This is a genomic window from Dulcicalothrix desertica PCC 7102, assembly GCF_003991905.1.
Lineage (GTDB): Bacteria > Cyanobacteriota > Cyanobacteriia > Cyanobacteriales > Nostocaceae > Dulcicalothrix > Dulcicalothrix desertica.
Genome location: NZ_RSCL01000014.1, coordinates 147563 through 166393, shown reverse-complemented (window position 1 = coordinate 166393; position 18831 = coordinate 147563). Strand labels below are relative to the sequence as shown.

Sequence of the window (18831 nt, the reverse complement as noted above, 5' to 3'; positions counted from 1 at the left end):
CAATATGTAAAATAATACGAGCGTGGAGGGACTCGAACCCCCGACCTACAGGACCGGAACCTGACGCTCTATCCACTGAGCTACACGCCCTCGTTCCATAAACTATATCATAGTTTGGAATAATGAGTAAAAAGTGCTGAGTGCTGAGTGCTGAGTTTTTAACTCCTAACTCCTAACTTTACTCAGCACTCAGCACTTTCCACTCACCACTTTATAAATAGGGTGCTGGGTCGGTTGGTGTGCCGTCTCTACGAACTTCAAAGTGTAGGTGGGGGCCTGTTGATAAACCTGTGGAACCTGTTACTGCTATATGTTGTCCACGTTGTACTGTTTGCCCTTCGGATACATATAACTGGCTACTGTGACCATATAAGGTTGTAATTCCTTTGCCGTGACTGATTATTACTGCGTTTCCGTAACCACCGTACCATCCTGCAAATATTACGGTACCTGCATCTGCCGCACGAATTGGACTACCATAGGCGCCTGCAAAATCGATACCCGTATGTAGGCGCCGATAGCCAAGTACAGGGTGAGTTCTATAGCCAAAGGGACTACTAATAGGTGCATCGCTAGGAAAGCCAAATATACCTGTACCTTCGGTAAATCGTTTACCAATTGCTTTTTCGGCAGCTTCACGCGCTTTTTGAGCAGCAATTCTTTGCTGAATTAAGTTACCGATGGCAATAGAATCTTGTTCTAGTTGGGTTTGTGCTGCTGCTAATGCTAAACGGTCGTTATTTAATCTCTCTATTAATTCTGATTGTGATGCAGCTTGAGACTGATAGTCATTTTTTTGCGCTAAGAGTTGCTGACGAATTAAGCTTATCTCGTTTTTTACCTGTTCAACTGCTGTTTTTTGCTCGATGATGCGATTTGCTTCTTCTGTAAGTTTTGCTAGTATTTGCTGGTCTGCCTGATATACCATCTTTAAATGTCGGCGCCGACTTAGAAAATCGTTTATACTTCGACTTTGTAGTAACACAGTCCACCCATGACTCGCTGTTGAACGCTGTAAAAACCTTAATCTTCCTACAGTCGCGTCTTGTCTTTCTTTGAACGAACGTTCAGCCACTGATAAATCGACGATTAGTTGTTCGAGACGTTCGGTTGCTAACTTTAAACGGTTTTCGCTGTCTTGAATTTGTGTGGTGGTTGTTTGTAAATTTTGTTCTAAATTGTTGAGTCTATCTTGGGCGACATTTTGTAAGTTGTCCAAACGGTTACGTTCTTGACTAACTTGCCCACGCTGTAATTTTAGTTGTTGCTGCTGTTTCTGTAGTGCATCAATAGATGTATTTTTTGTCTGTGCTTGTAGAGATAATGCTGGAAACCATGTAAAAACTATACATAGAATAGATAGTAAAGCAAGAGTAAATCTTAAATAATTCCGTCTTTTTGGGATATATATAGCTTTCATATTGTTAGACTACTGAGGATTTTAAATCCAAAATTCAACCAACCACGAATATTATTCCCAAAAAAATCTGTTCGCTAACGGCAGAAGCTAATTTTGCAATTGTTTGCCAGATACTAACGCAAAAATACGGGTATGTCAGCATTAATTGCATATATTACCTGACATGAGGTCGTATGAATTCAGGCAGAGGCATACTTTTAATCGCACTTGTGATTCCCGGCTTAATTGTCATGGGGTCATCACTTTATGCTTACGATGTTGATTATAACGCTTTAGAACGAACTGAAGATTACATCGAAAGACTTGCGCGCGATGGTAACGGCAGTACTCGACAACTCGATTTTGCTTACCACCGTAGCTTATCACACCGCATCAATGCTTTCACCGATGGCACTTGGGGATTTATCGGCGCCGCAATTGCAGCCCTCGGTGTACACGGTATGATTACGATGAAAGAAGATGACTTCGGATTTATTGGTAAAAAGCAAGATAAAAAGAAAGCTCAATAATCATTATCACTACCGTAACAATTGAAAATTTTATACTGCCCGCTTCTACTTTGAGGCGGGTTTTAAGTATTTTATTCTGTATCTTGTGGAACGGGCATCGCAAGCCCCGTCACATCTCAAATTTATTAAGAGGCGGGCAGGGATGCCCGCTCCACAAGAAGAAGAAATTATAGTAAATGCTTCCAGTTTTCTAAATCTTGCAATGACCTGTCGCGATATTTTCCATAACGCTCTGGTTTGCCTTTAATTTTTACTCCCAAATCGGGTAATATTCCGAAATTGGGGGGCATGGGTTGGAAGTGTTTGGGTGATGCGGTACTGATGAATTCAAATAAGGCGCCCATCATGGTTGTAATTGGTAACGTTACTGGTTGTTTACCTAATGCAACACGTGCGGCATTTGTTCCAGCTAGCCAACCACCTGCGGATGCTGCTGTGTATCCTTCGGTACCAATTATTTGACCTGCGGCTAATATATTTGGATGCTCTTTGAATTGCAGTGTTTGATGCATTAATTGGGGAGCGTTAATAAATGTATTGCGGTGCATGACACCCAAACGTACAAATTCGGCATTTTCTAAACCAGGTATCATTTGGAAAATACGTTTTTGCTCGCCCCAACGTAAGTTAGTTTGGAACCCTACCATATTCCATAACTTGCCTTGCTTGTCTTCTTGGCGTAGTTGAATAACTGCGTAAGAACGTTCGCCTGTACGGGTATCAGATAACCCTACAGGTTTAAGGGGGCCATAGCGCATGGTATCTTCTCCGCGCAGTGCTAGTTCTTCGATTGGTAAACAAGCTTCAAAAAACTTAACTTTTTCTCTATCAAAATCTTTCAACTCGGTTTGTTCAGCTTTGCAAAGTTCTTCTCTAAACCGAATGTACTGTTCCTTATTCATTGGACAGTTTAAGTAAGCGGCTTCGCCTTTGTCGTAGCGCGAAGCCATAAAAGCAATATCCCGATTTATTGATTCTCCCACAATTATAGGACTTGCGGCATCAAAAAAACTAAGATACTCCATTCCTGTAAAACGACGCAAATCTTCTGCAAGCTCAGGACTCGTTAATGGACCGCTCGCTATAACTACAACTCCAAGAGGAATGGCAGGTATTTCACCTCGTCGCAGTTCTATTAATGGATGCTGTGCGAGGGTATTTGTTAAATCTTCGCTAAATTGTCCTCTATCAACAGCTAAGGCGCCACCTGCGGGAACTTGATGTTCGTCAGCTTTTGCAATTACGATAGAACCAAGGCGCCGTAACTCTTCGTGCAATAAACCCGATGCTCTATCACTTGCCATTGCCCCAAACGAATTACTACAAACCAATTCGGCGAGATGAGATGTATGATGGGCGCCGCCGAAACGTTGCGGGCGCATTTCATGTAAAACTACTGGTATGCCAGCAGCAGCTATTTGCCAAGCTGCCTCAGTTCCAGCTAGTCCACCTCCGATAACGTGAATTGGTTGTTGCATTGGGTTTTAGTATATATAGTTTGGTACTTGTGTATGTATACTACATATAATAGATTATTTGCTGTGGAGTGAAGATATTTACTCTTCGCTTAAAAAAGTTTATAAATGGCTTATTCTCAATATTCCCTCCTACAAACTAAAAATAAACACAGAATGCTCATTAAATGCTCTTATTATTAGTCCGTGATGCCAGCATTGTTTTTAATTTGTCTTTCTAAGTATTTACTCGTAGAAATGTCATTACACATATGTAACTTGTTCTTTAACTACAATTTGAGGGCGCCACAAGCTTCTTTCACGAACAATAATATATCCAATTGTAATAAGTTATACATAAAAGCTGTTCGATTTTGTCCTGATACCCTACAGTCCATAGCGGATATAGAGATAGTAGATGCACCCTGATTCAATTTTTACCTCAGTCCGTTAGGGACTGGGGTTTTTTATTTATTGATGAGCAACAACCTGTGTTAGTACTCATGAATTGATAAATGCTTTGACCACACGTTGGTGATATATAGCATCGAAAGGTCTGTATACATTATGGTGAAATAGAAAATAGGCCTGCTCGTTTCTTTGATGAAAATGATTCTAGAGATTGACTTGCTGCAAGACTTAAAAAACGAATGTTAGACCCTTAGCTTAGAAGAAGATGAAAAATTATCTTGACCCTGCTTACTTGGTTGTAAATGATGTTACAGTCTAACCGTCCTGGAATTCTAACTATTCATAAATCAATTAAGCATGTTATATTATAAAAAATATAATTAGTTAACTTACAATTATTATAAAAATTATGGCTCAAGCAATACTTCAGAATATTATCGACCAACTTCAAGAGCTTGAAACAGAAGAATTACATCAACTCAACCAAGTAATTGAGCAACACATTACTGTTAAAATGCAAACGGAATCAGAAAATGCATTTGAGCAGGCATTGTTAGAGTCTGGACTGGTCAAAGAGATTAAAAAACCTACTTACCGTAATGTAACAACGGAGCAATTAATAAAAGTGGATGGTAAGCCACTGTCTGAAACTATTATTGAGGAACGGCGCTAAATGGCGGTTTATTTCATTGATAGTAGTGCCCTCGTCAAACGTTATGTGAATGAGGTTGGCTCCGCTTGGGTCTTGGAATTATTTAATTCTGAGCCAAGCAATAAAATATTTATTGCAGCTATTACAGGTGTTGAAATAATTGCTGCAATTACACGAAGGTCACGAGGTGGAAGTCTCAATTCTGTAGATACAAAGATACTGTGTAACCAATTTCGTAGCGATTATCAGACTGATTATCAGATTGTTCAAATTACAAATAATATTATCACATCTGGCATGACAATGGCTGAAACTTATAGTTTACGTGGCTATGATGCAGTTCAGCTAGCAGCAGCATGTGCAATTAATGCATTATGTTTGACTAATAATGTATCTTTAACATTTATGTCGGCTGATAATGAGTTGAATACAGCTGCATTAGCAGAAAATATTATAATTGACAATCCCAATAATTATCTGTAAAAAGTAATGTGTTTTATTCCATCGCTTTTGCTGCATGTACCTATTAATCCGGAAATAGCTGTTCTCCAGATAAAGAAGCTTTGATTTTGGCGCCACTCATAAACAAGTGCTAAAAAGGAATAAGTGAGTGAATGGTTATAGCAAAAGCATATGGATGAGGTAGCAAAGAAAATAGCTGCTTTAGGATTACCTGGTATTATTTTAGTCCTAACTATGGCAGCAACAGGTTTAACAGGCGCCGCAGCAATTACGGCAGCTCTAGCATTTCTCGGTGGTCCTGCGGGAATGTTGGGTGGTATTGCTGTATTAGGTTTAACAGGGCTGATAACAGATGCTTTAGCCAAAGTTGGATTAGAAGATTTGTTAACAGAAGTATATTGCCATCGGCGCCAATCTGAGCCACACGGAAAATTATTAGAAGAAATTGATACTTTATCTTTATTCGACGGTGATTTAAAAGAAAGATTAAAAATAACTATTATAGATGGGTGTGGTTGTGGAACTGTAGTGACACCCGATACAACAGGTGATACCCAAGAAGTTATAGCTATTTTAGAAAGGGTACCTGGTATTACACGCGCACACCATAGAGATTTTAAAAGCTCAAGCCCAATAATAAGGCTACGAGATGGTTCAACTGTGAGAACTTGGAAAAATCCTTTAGGAGTAGACCATGTATTTGTCGCAGACAGAAACGACCGAATGGTTTATGGTGGTTTTGTTGGTTGGGTTCATAGTCCAGGGTTAGATTCAGCTATTACCCGTATTCGGATATATTTTACTTGACAACGTAATCTTTGAAAAACTTTATTACTCATAAGTATCTTCCACGCCTAATATTTTGTATTCTTGGCTTAAACTGTTTGATTTTGTCCTGATATGCAATAGACCATAGTGGATACAGAGATTAGTAGATGCACCCTGATTAAACTTTTGGCCTCAGTCCTTTATTGGGCTGAGGTTTTCTGTAGAAACCGTATAAACCCAGTTTATTAACTAAGTTTTTCTAGAGATTCGTTTTTTTCTGGTACTGCTTGGATAATTTTTTTACGGCGCCCAAAAAATATGTAGTAAAAGATTAAACTTTGTAACAGGAACATCAAAACTTCTAGTCTTGGGTCTCCAATATCTTTTGCCGTCCACATTGCAGGTACTGCGAGTACAGAATCTTTTGTGGTCACGAATAAAAAACTAAGGTTGTTTGCTGCATGGACGCCTAATGCTAGTTCTAATCGATTATCTTTAAGAGTTATTAAAGCAGTTAAGGCGCCGAATCCAAAGTAGAACAGTGCTATCCATGCTCCCCGCTGCATTTCTGGGTTGAATAAATGGCGGCAGCTACTAATAATTTTCTTCCTAGGCGCCAATTAATATTGTGATGAAACATACATTAAAACGTAATAATAATTGTTCCTAATGAGTGATGTTTTAGAGCCACAAAAATATTTACGTTATTAAGCGAACAATTTTGGTATTAATTATGCAGCATTACTTTCAAAACCATACATCTGAGTTTGCCGAGTTTATTCAGGAGTACAATTGCTTCTTAAGGCATTACGCAGAATCACAAGCATTTTGTAAAAAAAAACAACATTGAAGTCCAAGATAATACTGATTTTTGTTTAGAGTATACACAAGCGGTAGACGCACATCTTGATGCAACAAAGGCTTACATACGACTTGTTAGCATATACGAACGTCTTGTTCTAAAATGCTGGCATAATGCCCACATGCAAGATTCTTAAGTTCTACTCGCTTGCCTAATTTTTCTGGTCTGTATTATCAGAAAAACTCTTTTAAATTGCTCAAATTCTTCTGTACTTAATTGGGTATGAACCCATGCTTCGCGTTCCATTAAGCGCTCATACCAATCATTCAATTTTGGATATTCACTTAAATTAAAGCCAGATTTTGCTAGTAAATATATATCAGTCCCCGCAACAATATCAGCCAAGCTTAAAGTCTCACCTCCAAAATATAGATTTTCTCCTAGTGTTGTAGTAAAAAATTGAAATACAGTATGAATGTGTTGCTTGGCTTGTATATATATTGGTGAATCTGGCTCTTTGAAAATGAATGAAATGGCTTTTGGTAGTAATTCATTGCTGGAAACTAATTGCACCATTTTAACTGTTGCTTTTTGTTGCGGTTCTTTTGGTATAAGTGCAGGCGCCGGATATTTGGCTTCGAGATAATCTAAAATTGCTAGTGACTCTATTACTCGAAAACCATTGTCAACTATTACAGGGACATGGTGGAATGGGTTTAACTCTAAATACTCAGGCGCCATCTGGTCGCCATTCAAGTTTACTACTATTGGTTCAAACTCAATTTGCTTCTCTAGTAAACCACGCCATACACGTCTTGCCATTGGTGAACGCTTATTGTAATAAAATTTCAACATTTTGCTTTACTCCTTGATAAAAAAAGACTGAACGGTCTGTTTATACACAAAAAAATACGTCTATAATTCCCAGTCTGTACTGCTGATTTTTCATTGCAAACCTGATTAATTATTTCTTTCACGATATAAACGTAATACAAATTGCCCTGCTGGTGTTTTGCGAAATTGATTTATCTCTTTTGCCATGTTTACAGGAAAGTTATCTACGCTACCTCGTGTCGCTGGGTGTTCAGGGGGTGCAATAGTAGGTGCAGCTAGTGCGGCAAATGTTATATCTGCTGCGGAAAGTTTATCTCCTACTAAGTAACGGCGCCCGTCTGCTAATATATTGCTAACTTGTTCAAAAATTTGCTTTATTTTTTCACCTGTTTCAACGTTGGATTCAGGAGTTATATTAAATTTTTTACAAGCTAGTGTGCGAGTTTTCGGAAAAATTACTGGAAATAAAGCACGCTCTATCCAAGGTACATTTCTACACCATGCTTGTTTTACTAGTTTGGGGTCATTTATTACGTGAGAATAACCCCAAAGTCTTGTTAACACTCCCAATTGCTCATCAAATAGTTCTTCTAATTCTTCAACTTTTTGTTCTACTTGATTGGGGTATAGCTTTTTATCAACTGAAGCAATGGAATCAAGATATTTCAAACAATCGGTTGAGTCTAAAAATATACCATCTTGTGTTATGAGAATTGGTGTTGTTTTACCTCCAAAACGAGGTGCCACTAATAAATGGAATGGTGGAGAATGGCATTCTTCAACATATGATATTTTTAAGTAGTCTAATGCCCATCTGACTTTTTCGCAGTAGTGGCTGATTGGAATTGTGATTAAACGCATAGGATATTGAATTTTTGATTGTTGTGGAAACTGGTTTATAGATGCCCAGAAAAGACCGATTGGTCTGTTTTTGTGCAAAAAATAAAGTCTATATCCTCAAATTACTATTAATATAATCATTTAAATGTTTAATTGCGCGCTCGAGGTGTATAGAGTCACCGTTAAGTTTACTCATCATCACAGAACCTTCAAGAATTGAGATAATTATTGATGCGACTTCATCACCATCAACTTTTGGATTAATTTCGCCTTTTTTTATACCTTTCTCGATAATACGACGAAAAAGTAGGCGCCATGAGTCCATTGCTTGCTGCGCGCGTGCTTTTAAAGCTGGGTGCGCGTCATCGCTTTCTATTGCAGTATTTAGTAATGGACATCCACCCCGCATAATAGGGTGTTGTGGATTATCGATAAAAATACGAAACACATCAATAATTGCTTGCAAGCGTTCTATCGCATTTTGCTTGCTTGCCCAAGCAGAGCGATATTGCCTTTGAATTTGCGAAACCGCATAATCAAAAGCTTGCAGCGATAAATCGTCTTTACTGTGAAAGTGGTTGTAAATTCCTCCTTTCTGTAACCCAGTCACCCGCATGATATCTGACATCGAAGAACCTGCATATCCTTGTTGATTAAACAAAGCTGCGGCTTTTTCGATAATCATCGCTTTCGTATCATCGCCTTTCGACATGTGTGAGTTAAAAGTGCTGAGTGCTGAGTGCGGAGTTGTTAAGACCGATTGGTCTGATATTAGCATGTAGATAATCAGAAGGTCAAGAGCCAATATTAAGCTAGCTCAATAGAAATATTTACCTTGTTTAGATACTTGCTAATAGCTCCCTCTTGTGAAATGGGCATCCTTGCCCGTTTCAAACAAGCGGGCCTAAAATCTCATCTTCAACTGCATAATCTAATAAGTACGGCGCCGCAAACTGAGTAGGTTGTTGAGGTACGTTAGCACGCTGCCAATTAATTGTTCGCTGCAATGCTTTATCAGGAGAGACAATTTCTTTGTATCCTAACTCCTGACGAATACGAGTTGAGTCTACTAGCCAATCTTGTTTTAGATTAAGTGCTAATTTCCATTCTGGTGGTAATTGACTTTCGGGTACAGTCACAACTTTACCCTGCCATTGAGCTATTTTCCCAACTTGAGTAATGCGTTCAGCTTCATTTTGATTTTCTATATCAGCAACGTGATAAATACGATTTGTTGCACGTGCGTTTGTAACTGCTAGTGCTATTGCATATGCGACATTTTCTACATAACCGTAAGAACCCGGCCAATTAGCTACACTTTCTGGCAATACAATAGCAGGACGGTTCTCATCTATACGCTGTAAGTACGGTAATAAACGATGTAATGGGTCATTTTCACCATATACCATTGGCAACCGTATAACTGTTCCAGGTAAATTTGGGTTTGACATTACAACCTTTTCAACCAAGATTTTTTCATAATCGTCTGGCGCCTGTAAAGGTTTATTTGGCATTTTCCGAAATGGGTAAAGTGAAGTACGCAAAGGAGAATCTTCGGTTAATGGTACTGGTACAACATTTAGTTCTTTACCTAGAAGCACATCGTAAGCTTGATTATACATCCATACTACTAACTGTCACTACACGTGCTGGTATGTTTTCGAGTGCTTCAAATAGCGCGCGCACATCATGCTCAGTATACGCAATCATATCTAGTACGACTTCAGGAGAAAGCTGCTGTAACTTTTCTTTTATTTGGATGATATTCTTGCGTTCTCCAATAATTTCATTTACACCTGCTGGTAACTGAGCAGTTGTTTTTCCTCGATGAAATATAGTTACCTCTCAAATACTCCTATTGCGCCTAAACGAATTGTGACTATCTCTACATCTGTAATTGCTTGATGAGGCCCGTTTTTTGCATTAGCAGGTGTTGTCCAGAATGTTCCTGCTGTATACTGGCGCCCACCTGTTTCAATAATTCCATCTAAAACATATACATATTCATCGCAAGGATGATAATGAACTGGTATTACTGTACCTGCTGCCATTTTGAGTCTATGAATTGAGCCTTGTGGTACTGGGACTGCTAGTGGCAGCCCTTTCAACGCGAACTAGTGAACTAGTGTAGCAAGGCAGATGGCAGATGGCAGAGGGCAGAAGTGAAAAGCCTTATGAAACATACGCTTTTTACTATTTCAACTGTGCTACTATTTTAGTCAAGCTGCACTAGGAACATAAGTATTAAAAGCTTAAGTAATTGGTTGCTTAAAAATAAGATATTTTTTATAAAATATTAAATATACGAACTTTCAAAGTGGCAAGTGCGTTTTCTTATTTATACATCTTATCAAATACGGTTTTATTCATAACTTTGTCTTAGATAAAACATCATATTTGATAAATTGTTGACATGAAAAATATACACTCGTCAAATATTTTACGTGCGGTAAGCAGTTAAAAAATATTCTTTCTTTTATAACTAACTTCGTGATTTCTTTTTTTGGTGGGTCTCTAAAAGTCGTGCGGTAGAAACATGGCGATGGTTACTATTAACTATTAAAGGTTCTCGTTTTTTTTTCTTACCTCTCGTTGCTTTTAAAAAACGTTTCAAATGTACACCATCTGCAAGTCGTTGTAGAAGTTCTGCTATTTGGTCAAGAGAATATGTACCAAACACTTCCCACTTTGGTGGTGGTATCGCAATCATCATCCCTCTATATATTCCTTGAATCTCATCTACCAAATAAAAATCAGATAAGCCAACTTCAATTTTATTAACTCCATGTACACTTCCCAAGGCGCCTCGTAAAGTTGCAAGTATATTGTATGCAACTAATGCCATTGAAAAAGAGAATAACGCAGCCTTTGGATAAGCCAAAGTTTGAATTTCTCCATTAAAGTTCTCAGTTACAGTTTGAAAAAGTGTTTCTCTGAATCCAACTATTGCGGTATATTTCAGCAACTTCGACTGCGCTTGCATCGCTACTTGGTAAGTTAGTAAAAATGGCTATTTCCCATTCTTTATCTCGCGTCGGTACATTTAGCTTTACCAGAATCCGTCTGAGTTGTAGGATTTCTCCTTCATATGATATTTCTATTTTCTGCTCGAATACTTTTCCTGTTTCAGTTTCTCCTGAATACTTTAATTCACTTAATTCTTTAAATCCTAATGACCCATGTTGACGAATGACAAAAAAGGCTCCTTTCAATATGATTGTATACAAAAACTTTGCTGTACAAAAATTACGGTCTCCACACCAAACTTCTTTTGGTTTAACTAAAGAAAGTATTTGGTTAAATGACGCGCGCTCTTGAGCGTGACCGTCCTCAACTAATAAAACATCTGTTACTAATTTTGATGGTTGGTCTAATATTGCTATTGCTTTACCTGGTAATGAAGAAGCTGCATAAGCACGGATTGCATCTAGTCTATGGTCTGTTGCCGCAAGGCAGGTACCATCTACAAATTTCAGTTTATAACCTGGTAATAAATCTGCTTGTTCTCCACCCATTGCTTGAATTAAATACATTAAATCACTTGCTGTTTCTCGTAATAATGCTTGACTTACATTTAATTCAATTCCAGAGAGCTTGTTATATAATGCGGTTGTACTTACTATTTTTTCTATTGCTTTCGCTCTATAAGCAGCATGGACTGACTTATGAATTCCACATACAACCAAACTCATTAAATCGACCTGACTTGAAAACAATAAATCTTGCTGATATTGAACAGTCGCATGTGCCTCAAATATTTTATCCAAGCGTTCTGGCATAAAAATACGTTCCATTAAGATTCGTGCCATCACACTGAGGGGACTTTCTTCTACAAATTGCTCAAACACTGTAGATAACATTTTGATGCACTGTAATATTGATATTGTCAAGAATACCTTAAAGTCGTCCCTAATAATCGGAAGCATCCAGTGAAGGGCAGAAACACTCAAACAGCGAATAAAAACTTGAATTCTAAATACGGGTAGTTACAATCACCACTACATATACTACAAAAATCTCACAATACTCATTTAAACTTGATTCATTCAGTTAATAATAATTATTAATAAACTCAAAATTTTAAAAAAATAAAGAATCCCCGTCTCAATGAAGATTTAGTAGCAAAAAAAACTAAAAATAACAGTGTGGCTTTAAGCACACCAAAACCAGATAGTATCCGGAGAGCTTGTGGTCTTCTTTGAAGATGAATGTCATCTGTTGTGGTCTGTTGTGGGGAGATATTTGTGGTAAAAAAGTGCATAGTCCAAATTCCAGTATTAAACGAACGAGAGAAACAAACTTACGGGGCGCGCCTTGAACTGTTATTATTTGCCCAAAGCTCTTTATAGTCTTGTTTTTTTCAAACCTGTTTTTGACCGACTGAGTGAACGACAGTGAACTCAAGGAGTGTCAAAAATAGGTAACCGGAGGGGGTTTGGGGGACGGGCGGTAGCTCTCCCCCATCATGTTGGGGTATTATAAATAACTGTGAATAACTAATTGTTTAGTTCGTTGTGCTTATCTCACATCTTGCACCTCTACGTATAAATCTTTAATTAGAATAAAGCACGTTTCTAATATTACTATATTTTTTAGTCCATTTTAATGGACTTGTGCTATTAGCCTATAGCTTACAGCTATAGGCGGGTGTGAGCATAGTTAAAATTTAGTAATAAATATTACATGCAAAAATGTAGGTGCAAGATATAAGTTATCGCTCTTGGCTTATTTGCCATTGAAATCTAATATCTTTCTAAAAGCCTAAAAACATCAATGCTACGGAGCATTGGTGTTAGTAAAATATACAAATATTGAAAACAAGTTACGATGCTGTATTGGTATTTTACAGTATCAATCGCTTTGAGTACGTTGACGAGTAGGCGCCGTGGCATCGTTACAAGCTAAAGCTTGTAAACTCCGCTTGTGTTGAATATATTTTTTGTTATAGATTTGAGTTTATTAATAATTATTCTTAATTGAATTGATCAAGTTTAAATGAATATTGTGAGAATTTTGTAGTATCTGTCGTAGTGATTGTAACTACCCGTATTTAGAATTTAAGTTTTTATCATAGGCGCCACGCTGTTTGAGTGTTTCTGCCCTTCACTGGATGCTCGCTAATAATCTGTGCTAGGAGCGGCTTACAGGCGCCGCCCTAGTAGTGCTTATGTTCGCGTTGAAAGGGCTGGACTGCTAGTGGTAAGATTTGGGCGTCGGGAAAGTCTTTTAATTCTTGCCAGTGTTGATTGTTAGAGTCTATAAAAACTTGTTCAGTTTGTTTGGTTATTTTGTTATTGAACATTTAAATCCCCCCTAACCCCCCTTAATAAGGGGGGAATAAGAAAATAATTATTTTTGAATGATGCTGTCAATCAATCCATAAGTTTTTGCTTCAAGAGCGCTCATTACTAAATCTTTTTCAGTATCAAGCTTTATTTTTTCTACCAACTGATTTGTATTAGCAGCTAATATGTTACTGATAGATTCTTTTAAGTAAATAAATTCTTCAGCAGCTATTTCAATATCACTGGTTTTGCCCTCAGTACTTAATATTGCTTGACGTATTGAAATCCGTGCATTTGGAAGTGCATATCTTTTCCCTTTAGTACCTGAAGATAGTAAAAGTGTTGCTGTTGCACTGGCATTACCAATACATACAGTAGATATATTACTACGAAGTTGAGTGATAACGTCGTATACAGCGAGTGCAGTTGTTAAGGCGCCTCCGTTACTGTTGATGTACAATGCAATATCTTTATCTGGGTCTTCTGCATCAATAAATAGCATTTGAGCTATAATTAAATTTGCTACTTCTTCTGTTAACTCTCCCCGTAAAAAAATAATTCTTTCTACAAGTAATCGAGAATAAATATCAAACTGCTGTGGAGTTGAAATTACAGTAGCAAATCCAAGTTGTGAAGAATTATTCATAATACAAGAAACCTGGTTTCTGTTTTTAATGTTGGAGATAGTCGTGCTTAGTCAAGAAGAAACCAGGTTTCTAGATTTTTTTGTGAAGGATTATTCATATACAAGAAACCTGGTTTCTGTTTTTAATGTTGGAAATCGTCGTGCTTAGTCAAGAAGAAACCAGGTTTCTAGATTTTTAAGTTTGTCTTCCCATCCACCATCGAAATAAGCGTTCATAATAATGCTTATGGGTTGTTCAAAGTTGTTATTTAAGCCGTAGCTAGGATAAGTAAGAGTGGAAGTTGCTAATTGGCGATTCAATGAGGCTGAAGGCATATATTTATTTGATTGTAAATTGTAATGTTCTTGACGTTGTTGTGAATAAGCGGTTTCAAGAATGCGATGTTCTAGTTTTAATATAGTTCCACCATCTACTGCTTCTAATGTCCAAGTTACAATTGAAGGCTGACACATTAAGTTATCTTTCCAGGTAAATGAAAGGCGCCTTGGTTCATCAATTTCTATAATCTCACAATTTATATGCGCGTTCATCCCTGGTAGCGATGAGTAGATAAATTTAAATTTGTGTCCAAGACGCGCTTCAAAGTCGTTTTCCATTAACCAAGCTGCAAGCGCTTTTTGATTGGTAAGTACTTGCCAAACTCTTTGTAATGGATATGGATAAAAAACTTTTTTATTTAAGTGTCTGAGCATGGATTCTCCTCCAAATAATTGCCAAGGGCGCCTAATTTGTCTTGCCAGAACTGTTCATAATCACGAATCCAGTCAGATATTTGTTTCAATGGCTCTGGATTTAAACTATATAAACGCTGGCGCCCAGATTTTCGCATTTGTACTAAATCAGCTTCACAAAGTATTTGTAAGTGCTGAGATATTGCTGGCAAACTCATGGCAAAGGGTTCCGCCAACTCTTTTACTGGTTGTTCTCCTAAACGTAATTTATCTAATAGCGCGCGCCGAGTTGGGTCAGCTATGGCTACAAAAATATCGGCACTGGCAAGGGGTCTACTCATTCAATCTAACTATATATTTAAGCAATCGCTTAACTATATTCTAGTATATATAAGCGATTGCTTAAATGTCAAGTACGATAAGCACTGCCCACCATACGTACTATGCACAAAGTTGTAATATTTGCTCTACTGTTTGTAAATTTACATCTTGATGTTCGCCTAATGCTGTGTAACCGTAGTTTTCTAAGCGTTCCAGCACTAAGGGAATAGTGTCTAAAGTTACGTCGTAGTCGGAGAGTTTAGTGTGTACACCTACTGACTCAAAGAATTCGCGCGTTTTATTAATAGCTGTATTGATGCGTTCTTCTTCGATACCTGTAGTAATTCCCCAAACACGTTCAGCATACTGTAAAAGCTTTTGCGATTTTTGAGCGCGCTTTACTGTTAGTGTACTTGGTAACACAACAGCTAGTGTTTGACCGTGGTCTAAACCGTGAAGTGCTGTTAACTCATGTCCAATCATGTGGGTCGCCCAGTCTTGGGGAACACCAACCGCGATAATACCATTGAGTGCCATTGTTGCACACCACATGAAGTTCGCGCGCGCGTCATAATCTTGTGGGTTAGCTAAAGTTTTTGGTCCTTCTTCAATCAATGTTTTTAAGATACCTTCAGCCATTCGGTCTTGAAGTGGTGCATTTACGGGATAAGTTAAATATTGCTCCATCGTGTGAGTAAACGCATCAACGATACCGTTACTCACTTGGCGTTGGGGTAACGAAAAAGTGGTTTCAGGGTCAAGAACAGAGAAACGAGGATAAACTAACGGTGATGCGAAATGACGTTTTTCTTTATTTGCTGCTTTAGTCACAACTGAGTTTATATTCATTTCTGAACCTGTAGCAGCTAAAGTTAGTACTACGCCAATAGGTAACGCCGATGATATAGGCGCCCGTTTTGATAAAATATCCCAAGGCTCACCATCAAAATTAGCTGCGGCAGCGATAAACTTTGTGCCATCAGCGACCGAACCACCACCAACGGCTAGTAGAAAGTTTATATCTGAGTTGCGGACAATTTCTACAGCTTTCATCAAAGTTTCATATGTAGGGTTTGGCTCAATACCACCAAACTCGATAACATCATGCTCACCAAGTGCTGATTTTACTTGGTCGTAAACACCATTTTTCTTGATGCTACCACCACCATAAGTCATTAATATTTTTGCATCTTTCGGTATTTCAGTAGCTATGTTCGCGATTTGACCTTTACCAAACAAGATTTTAACGGGGTTGTAGAAAACAAAGTTTTCCATATTAGCCTCTATTGATCTAGTGTTTACTCAGCAACCTTTATAATTTACCTCCTTTGAAAATCAATGCATAAAATTTTCATCTCCTACATATAAGCAGTAGAAGATAAAAAATTTATGCTGAAAACGATGAAAATTAAAGCTGTACTTGCAAGCTTGGCTATTATTCCCTTGAGTTTCTTGGCGCCTACGGGAAATGCTCAAGCTGGACTAGTTGCTACACAGTGGTTTTTCGGTAATTGGGATTGTTTCATTGACGGTAGACCAGCAAAAATGCAGTGGCTTGTTGTCGATGACCCTCAAACACAGTGTAATGGTAATGTTTGTTCTACTACTTCTGGTGTAAAAGTTGTTGGAAGATTTAGTGATAACGGTAGTGCATGGGTTCCTTTAGCGCAACGCTATGTTCGTGGTACTGATTTTGGCATTCGTTACCAAGGTAGAGAACAAGATAATTGGTTTTTGAGATATGACTCGCGCGTTAAAACTGCCAATGGTTGGACTACTTGGCGCGGAAATCGTTACCCGTTGCAATGTCGCAAGGTTTAATGATGGTTTAAATGTTGTAGAGACGTTACATGTAACGTCTCTACGTGGGTTTTTGTTACATTTTGAAAATACAAATGTTACAGAAATTATTGTGTGGTTAATTATGTTGCGTAGGTGCGTTTATCCTATATATATATAGAGTCGTCACCGAAACATGTATTTTATGGAGCTAGATTCATTGCCAACTGAGGTTATTTTGACGCATCCACGTAAAACTCTTGGCAATGTCCAACTTGACTGGATGCCACAACCAGGCAATTATCTTGATTTAGAAGGGAAAACTTACGCTGTTTTAGAACGTAGCCATAAGTATCAGCTTAAATCTGGACGCTACCGTTTACACAAAATTGCTCTCTACGTTCAATCAGCACAGCGTCCTTCTGAAAAAAGTTTAGTAAATGGATGTTGGGTAGTTGGCGATGCTACTTGCCGTTATAATGCTAAGTCAGAAATTATACGCTGTGCTGTTAATCCAGAAGGTCCCTGTGAATCTTGCCGCTACTATGAAAGTGCTGAGTAGAAAGTGCTGAGTGCTGAGTACAGACCGAATTAATACGGTCTGTACAGTTAGGAGTTAGGAATAAAACTCAGCACTCAGCACTCATCACTTCTCCTATATTTAAGCGTGTTCCATTTACAAAGTCCCATCCAGATTGCGGACGTTTACCAGAGGGTTGAACTTCTAATAGCAGTAGCATTCCATCTCCAGTTTGGACTAATGCTCCCATTCCTTTAATAATGCTAACTACTTCTCCTGGTTTTGCATTCTCTAATTGTTCTGGTACTTTGTCTAATATTGATTTATATTCTTCGGGTAAATCAATTGGGTGTGTAGTGCTAACGGGAATAGTGACGGTTATTTTTAGCGCTTGGTCACGAAAGCTGGTGGTACAGTTGGGGTAAAATCCTCGGATTTGATTGTGTAGTGCAAGCGCACTTTTTGTCCAGTCTATTTTATAGTCTTCTTTTTTTATTAGTGGTGCATAAGTTGCTTTCTCGTTATCTTGGGCAACTGGTTCAATTTGATTATTTTCTAATGAGATTAAAGTGTCAACTAATAAGTCGGCGCCTAGTGTTGCAAGTCTAGATGCTAGTGTATGAGCATTGTCAAGTAATAAGATCGATGTTGTTACTTTCTTTAACATCGCTCCTGTATCCATACCCGCATCCATTAACATTGTTGTTATGCCTGTTTCGGTTTCTCCGTTGTACAAACACCATTGAATTGGAGCGGCGCCTCGATAGTACGGTAATATCGAACCATGTACGTTGATACAACCAAGTTTAGGCATGTCTAATATCTCTTGCGATAGTATTTGCCCGTATGCTACAACTACAAATGCATCGGCGCCTGATTTCCTTAATTTGGTTAAAGTTTCTTCGTCTTTTTTGATGCGCGAAGGCTGCCAAATGGGTAAGTGATGAGTTAAGGCTAAACTCTTTATGGGCGATGGTGTTAATTTATTCCCACGCTCTCGACGTTTATCTGGCTGAGTTACTACTGCTAACACCTCAAAACTTGGGTGACTCAGTAGTTTCTCTAAAGTGGAAACTGCAAACTCTGGTGTGCCAAAAAATATTATTTTCATGCAATTGAGGAGCAAATTTTATTAGTTTACAATTTTTAATATATTCTTACTATGATGACTATATATAAGGTTAGCCTAACTTCATAATCATACTAACGCTACTGTCAGTGACACAAAACACAATTATCCAGTAGTTATTCGGTTGAGCATCGTCTGACAGTGAAATAAATTAGATGTCTAAAGCAACACTTACTGATGTTTTTCACAAAAAGGAGAGACAAAACATAACCTTGTCAGGTTATAATAAGTTAACTATATAGCTAGGCAGTACATCTACCATGTCTTTTGATATCTAACTTTAATGTCTGAGTAGTGCTTGCAACAAAAGTTTACTCTTTTGGTAGA

The 18831-nt window shown here is 38.0% G+C and carries 22 protein-coding genes and 1 tRNA gene; 6 read left to right on the top strand and 17 right to left on the bottom strand.

The window, feature by feature from the left end; genetic code table 11:
• Nucleotides 1–17 precede the first annotated feature (17 nt).
• Nucleotides 18–90: transfer RNA gene (locus DSM106972_RS27845), tRNA-Arg, on the bottom strand.
• Between the two features lie 121 nt (nt 91–211).
• Nucleotides 212–1420, bottom strand: a complete 1209-nt coding sequence (locus DSM106972_RS27840; protein WP_127083734.1) for a murein hydrolase activator EnvC family protein — start codon at nt 1418–1420, stop codon at nt 212–214.
• Between the two features lie 173 nt (nt 1421–1593).
• On the opposite strand from DSM106972_RS27840, the gene DSM106972_RS27835 reads away from it, so the two are divergent.
• Nucleotides 1594–1929, top strand: coding sequence for a hypothetical protein (locus DSM106972_RS27835; RefSeq protein ID WP_019492146.1), 336 nt, complete (start codon nt 1594–1596; stop codon nt 1927–1929).
• Nucleotides 1930–2096: 167 nt separating this feature from the next.
• On the opposite strand, the gene trmFO is transcribed toward DSM106972_RS27835, so the two are convergent.
• Nucleotides 2097–3407, bottom strand: coding sequence for an FADH(2)-oxidizing methylenetetrahydrofolate--tRNA-(uracil(54)-C(5))-methyltransferase TrmFO (gene trmFO / locus DSM106972_RS27830; RefSeq protein WP_127083733.1), 1311 nt, complete (start codon nt 3405–3407; stop codon nt 2097–2099).
• A 796-nt stretch (nt 3408–4203) separates the two neighbouring features.
• Between trmFO and DSM106972_RS27825 the strand changes: the two genes are divergently transcribed.
• The 3 genes from DSM106972_RS27825 (at nt 4204) to DSM106972_RS27815 (ending at nt 5715) form a co-directional block, all read left to right on the top strand.
• Nucleotides 4204–4467 (top strand): hypothetical protein, encoded by a 264-nt coding sequence (locus DSM106972_RS27825; protein ID WP_127083732.1) that lies wholly within the window; start codon nt 4204–4206, stop codon nt 4465–4467.
• Nucleotides 4468–4929 carry a type II toxin-antitoxin system VapC family toxin gene (locus DSM106972_RS27820; protein ID WP_127083731.1) on the top strand — a complete coding sequence of 154 codons (462 nt, stop codon included), beginning with the start codon at nt 4468–4470 and terminating at the stop codon, nt 4927–4929.
• 150 nt (nt 4930–5079) lie between these two features.
• Nucleotides 5080–5715, top strand: a complete 636-nt coding sequence (locus tag DSM106972_RS27815; RefSeq protein ID WP_127083730.1) for a hypothetical protein — start codon at nt 5080–5082, stop codon at nt 5713–5715.
• Nucleotides 5716–5921: 206 nt separating this feature from the next.
• On the opposite strand, the gene DSM106972_RS27810 is transcribed toward DSM106972_RS27815, so the two are convergent.
• From DSM106972_RS27810 to DSM106972_RS27760, 13 genes are all read right to left on the bottom strand, one after another.
• Complete coding sequence (locus DSM106972_RS27810) at nt 5922–6296, bottom strand: hypothetical protein (protein ID WP_201800793.1); 375 nt, start codon at nt 6294–6296, stop codon at nt 5922–5924.
• 374 nt (nt 6297–6670) lie between these two features.
• Nucleotides 6671–7333: a glutathione S-transferase family protein gene (locus DSM106972_RS27805; protein WP_127083729.1), complete on the bottom strand. Its 663-nt coding sequence runs from the start codon at nt 7331–7333 to the stop codon at nt 6671–6673.
• A gap of 105 nt (nt 7334–7438) precedes the next feature.
• Nucleotides 7439–8173 (bottom strand): glutathione S-transferase, encoded by a 735-nt coding sequence (locus tag DSM106972_RS27800; RefSeq protein WP_127083728.1) that lies wholly within the window; start codon nt 8171–8173, stop codon nt 7439–7441.
• Nucleotides 8174–8261: 88 nt separating this feature from the next.
• Nucleotides 8262–8864: a TetR/AcrR family transcriptional regulator gene (locus DSM106972_RS27795; protein WP_127083727.1), complete on the bottom strand. Its 603-nt coding sequence runs from the start codon at nt 8862–8864 to the stop codon at nt 8262–8264.
• Between the two features lie 178 nt (nt 8865–9042).
• A complete protein-coding gene (locus DSM106972_RS27790; protein WP_186538384.1) occupies nt 9043–9774 on the bottom strand; it encodes a Rossmann-fold NAD(P)-binding domain-containing protein in 732 nt (243 codons plus the stop codon).
• A 216-nt stretch (nt 9775–9990) separates the two neighbouring features.
• Complete coding sequence (locus tag DSM106972_RS27785; protein ID WP_233787030.1) at nt 9991–10203, bottom strand: cupin domain-containing protein; 213 nt, start codon at nt 10201–10203, stop codon at nt 9991–9993.
• A gap of 431 nt (nt 10204–10634) precedes the next feature.
• Nucleotides 10635–11033, bottom strand: a complete 399-nt coding sequence (locus DSM106972_RS53930; RefSeq protein ID WP_233787029.1) for a hypothetical protein — start codon at nt 11031–11033, stop codon at nt 10635–10637.
• A gap of 25 nt (nt 11034–11058) precedes the next feature.
• On the bottom strand, nt 11059–12012 hold the full coding sequence (locus DSM106972_RS27780; RefSeq protein WP_233787028.1) for a transposase: 954 nt from the start codon (nt 12010–12012) through the stop codon (nt 11059–11061).
• Nucleotides 12013–13307: 1295 nt separating this feature from the next.
• Complete coding sequence (locus tag DSM106972_RS51570; protein WP_158632885.1) at nt 13308–13454, bottom strand: hypothetical protein; 147 nt, start codon at nt 13452–13454, stop codon at nt 13308–13310.
• Between the two features lie 47 nt (nt 13455–13501).
• Nucleotides 13502–14083 (bottom strand): ATP-dependent Clp protease proteolytic subunit, encoded by a 582-nt coding sequence (locus DSM106972_RS27775; RefSeq protein ID WP_127083726.1) that lies wholly within the window; start codon nt 14081–14083, stop codon nt 13502–13504.
• Nucleotides 14084–14227: 144 nt separating this feature from the next.
• A complete protein-coding gene (locus tag DSM106972_RS27770; RefSeq protein ID WP_127083725.1) occupies nt 14228–14776 on the bottom strand; it encodes an SRPBCC family protein in 549 nt (182 codons plus the stop codon).
• Nucleotides 14761–15096, bottom strand: coding sequence for an ArsR/SmtB family transcription factor (locus DSM106972_RS27765; RefSeq protein WP_127083724.1), 336 nt, complete (start codon nt 15094–15096; stop codon nt 14761–14763). Before DSM106972_RS27765 ends, DSM106972_RS27770 begins: the two co-directional genes overlap by 16 nt.
• Nucleotides 15097–15196: 100 nt before the next feature.
• Nucleotides 15197–16351, bottom strand: coding sequence for an iron-containing alcohol dehydrogenase (locus DSM106972_RS27760; protein WP_127083723.1), 1155 nt, complete (start codon nt 16349–16351; stop codon nt 15197–15199).
• A gap of 114 nt (nt 16352–16465) precedes the next feature.
• Between DSM106972_RS27760 and DSM106972_RS27755 the strand changes: the two genes are divergently transcribed.
• Both DSM106972_RS27755 and DSM106972_RS27750 read left to right on the top strand, forming a co-directional pair.
• Nucleotides 16466–16897, top strand: coding sequence for a DUF6006 family protein (locus tag DSM106972_RS27755; RefSeq protein ID WP_233787027.1), 432 nt, complete (start codon nt 16466–16468; stop codon nt 16895–16897).
• Nucleotides 16898–17060: 163 nt separating this feature from the next.
• Nucleotides 17061–17417, top strand: coding sequence for a DUF6464 family protein (locus DSM106972_RS27750; RefSeq protein WP_127083722.1), 357 nt, complete (start codon nt 17061–17063; stop codon nt 17415–17417).
• Between the two features lie 67 nt (nt 17418–17484).
• Here the strand turns inward: DSM106972_RS27750 and fmt are convergent, their stop codons facing one another.
• On the bottom strand, nt 17485–18486 hold the full coding sequence (gene fmt, locus DSM106972_RS27745) for a methionyl-tRNA formyltransferase (protein ID WP_127083721.1): 1002 nt from the start codon (nt 18484–18486) through the stop codon (nt 17485–17487).
• Nucleotides 18487–18831 lie beyond the last annotated feature (345 nt).

What these genes read in the sequence shown, in the direction of transcription:
- DSM106972_RS27840 (WP_127083734.1), bottom strand. Translation starts at nt 1,420, where the DNA reads ATGAAAGCTATATATATCCCAAAAAGACGGAATTATTTAAGATTTACT.
- DSM106972_RS27835 (WP_019492146.1), top strand. Translation starts at nt 1,594, where the DNA reads ATGAATTCAGGCAGAGGCATACTTTTAATCGCACTTGTGATTCCCGGC.
- trmFO (WP_127083733.1), bottom strand. Translation starts at nt 3,407, where the DNA reads ATGCAACAACCAATTCACGTTATCGGAGGTGGACTAGCTGGAACTGAG.
- DSM106972_RS27825 (WP_127083732.1), top strand. Translation starts at nt 4,204, where the DNA reads ATGGCTCAAGCAATACTTCAGAATATTATCGACCAACTTCAAGAGCTT.
- DSM106972_RS27820 (WP_127083731.1), top strand. Translation starts at nt 4,468, where the DNA reads ATGGCGGTTTATTTCATTGATAGTAGTGCCCTCGTCAAACGTTATGTG.
- DSM106972_RS27815 (WP_127083730.1), top strand. Translation starts at nt 5,080, where the DNA reads ATGGATGAGGTAGCAAAGAAAATAGCTGCTTTAGGATTACCTGGTATT.
- DSM106972_RS27805 (WP_127083729.1), bottom strand. Translation starts at nt 7,333, where the DNA reads ATGTTGAAATTTTATTACAATAAGCGTTCACCAATGGCAAGACGTGTA.
- DSM106972_RS27800 (WP_127083728.1), bottom strand. Translation starts at nt 8,173, where the DNA reads ATGCGTTTAATCACAATTCCAATCAGCCACTACTGCGAAAAAGTCAGA.
- DSM106972_RS27795 (WP_127083727.1), bottom strand. Translation starts at nt 8,864, where the DNA reads ATGTCGAAAGGCGATGATACGAAAGCGATGATTATCGAAAAAGCCGCA.
- DSM106972_RS27790 (WP_186538384.1), bottom strand. Translation starts at nt 9,774, where the DNA reads ATGTATAATCAAGCTTACGATGTGCTTCTAGGTAAAGAACTAAATGTT.
- DSM106972_RS27785 (WP_233787030.1), bottom strand. Translation starts at nt 10,203, where the DNA reads ATGGCAGCAGGTACAGTAATACCAGTTCATTATCATCCTTGCGATGAA.
- DSM106972_RS27780 (WP_233787028.1), bottom strand. Translation starts at nt 12,012, where the DNA reads ATGTTATCTACAGTGTTTGAGCAATTTGTAGAAGAAAGTCCCCTCAGT.
- DSM106972_RS51570 (WP_158632885.1), bottom strand. Translation starts at nt 13,454, where the DNA reads ATGTTCAATAACAAAATAACCAAACAAACTGAACAAGTTTTTATAGAC.
- DSM106972_RS27775 (WP_127083726.1), bottom strand. Translation starts at nt 14,083, where the DNA reads ATGAATAATTCTTCACAACTTGGATTTGCTACTGTAATTTCAACTCCA.
- DSM106972_RS27770 (WP_127083725.1), bottom strand. Translation starts at nt 14,776, where the DNA reads ATGCTCAGACACTTAAATAAAAAAGTTTTTTATCCATATCCATTACAA.
- DSM106972_RS27765 (WP_127083724.1), bottom strand. Translation starts at nt 15,096, where the DNA reads ATGAGTAGACCCCTTGCCAGTGCCGATATTTTTGTAGCCATAGCTGAC.
- DSM106972_RS27760 (WP_127083723.1), bottom strand. Translation starts at nt 16,351, where the DNA reads ATGGAAAACTTTGTTTTCTACAACCCCGTTAAAATCTTGTTTGGTAAA.
- DSM106972_RS27755 (WP_233787027.1), top strand. Translation starts at nt 16,466, where the DNA reads ATGCTGAAAACGATGAAAATTAAAGCTGTACTTGCAAGCTTGGCTATT.
- DSM106972_RS27750 (WP_127083722.1), top strand. Translation starts at nt 17,061, where the DNA reads ATGGAGCTAGATTCATTGCCAACTGAGGTTATTTTGACGCATCCACGT.
- fmt (WP_127083721.1), bottom strand. Translation starts at nt 18,486, where the DNA reads ATGAAAATAATATTTTTTGGCACACCAGAGTTTGCAGTTTCCACTTTA.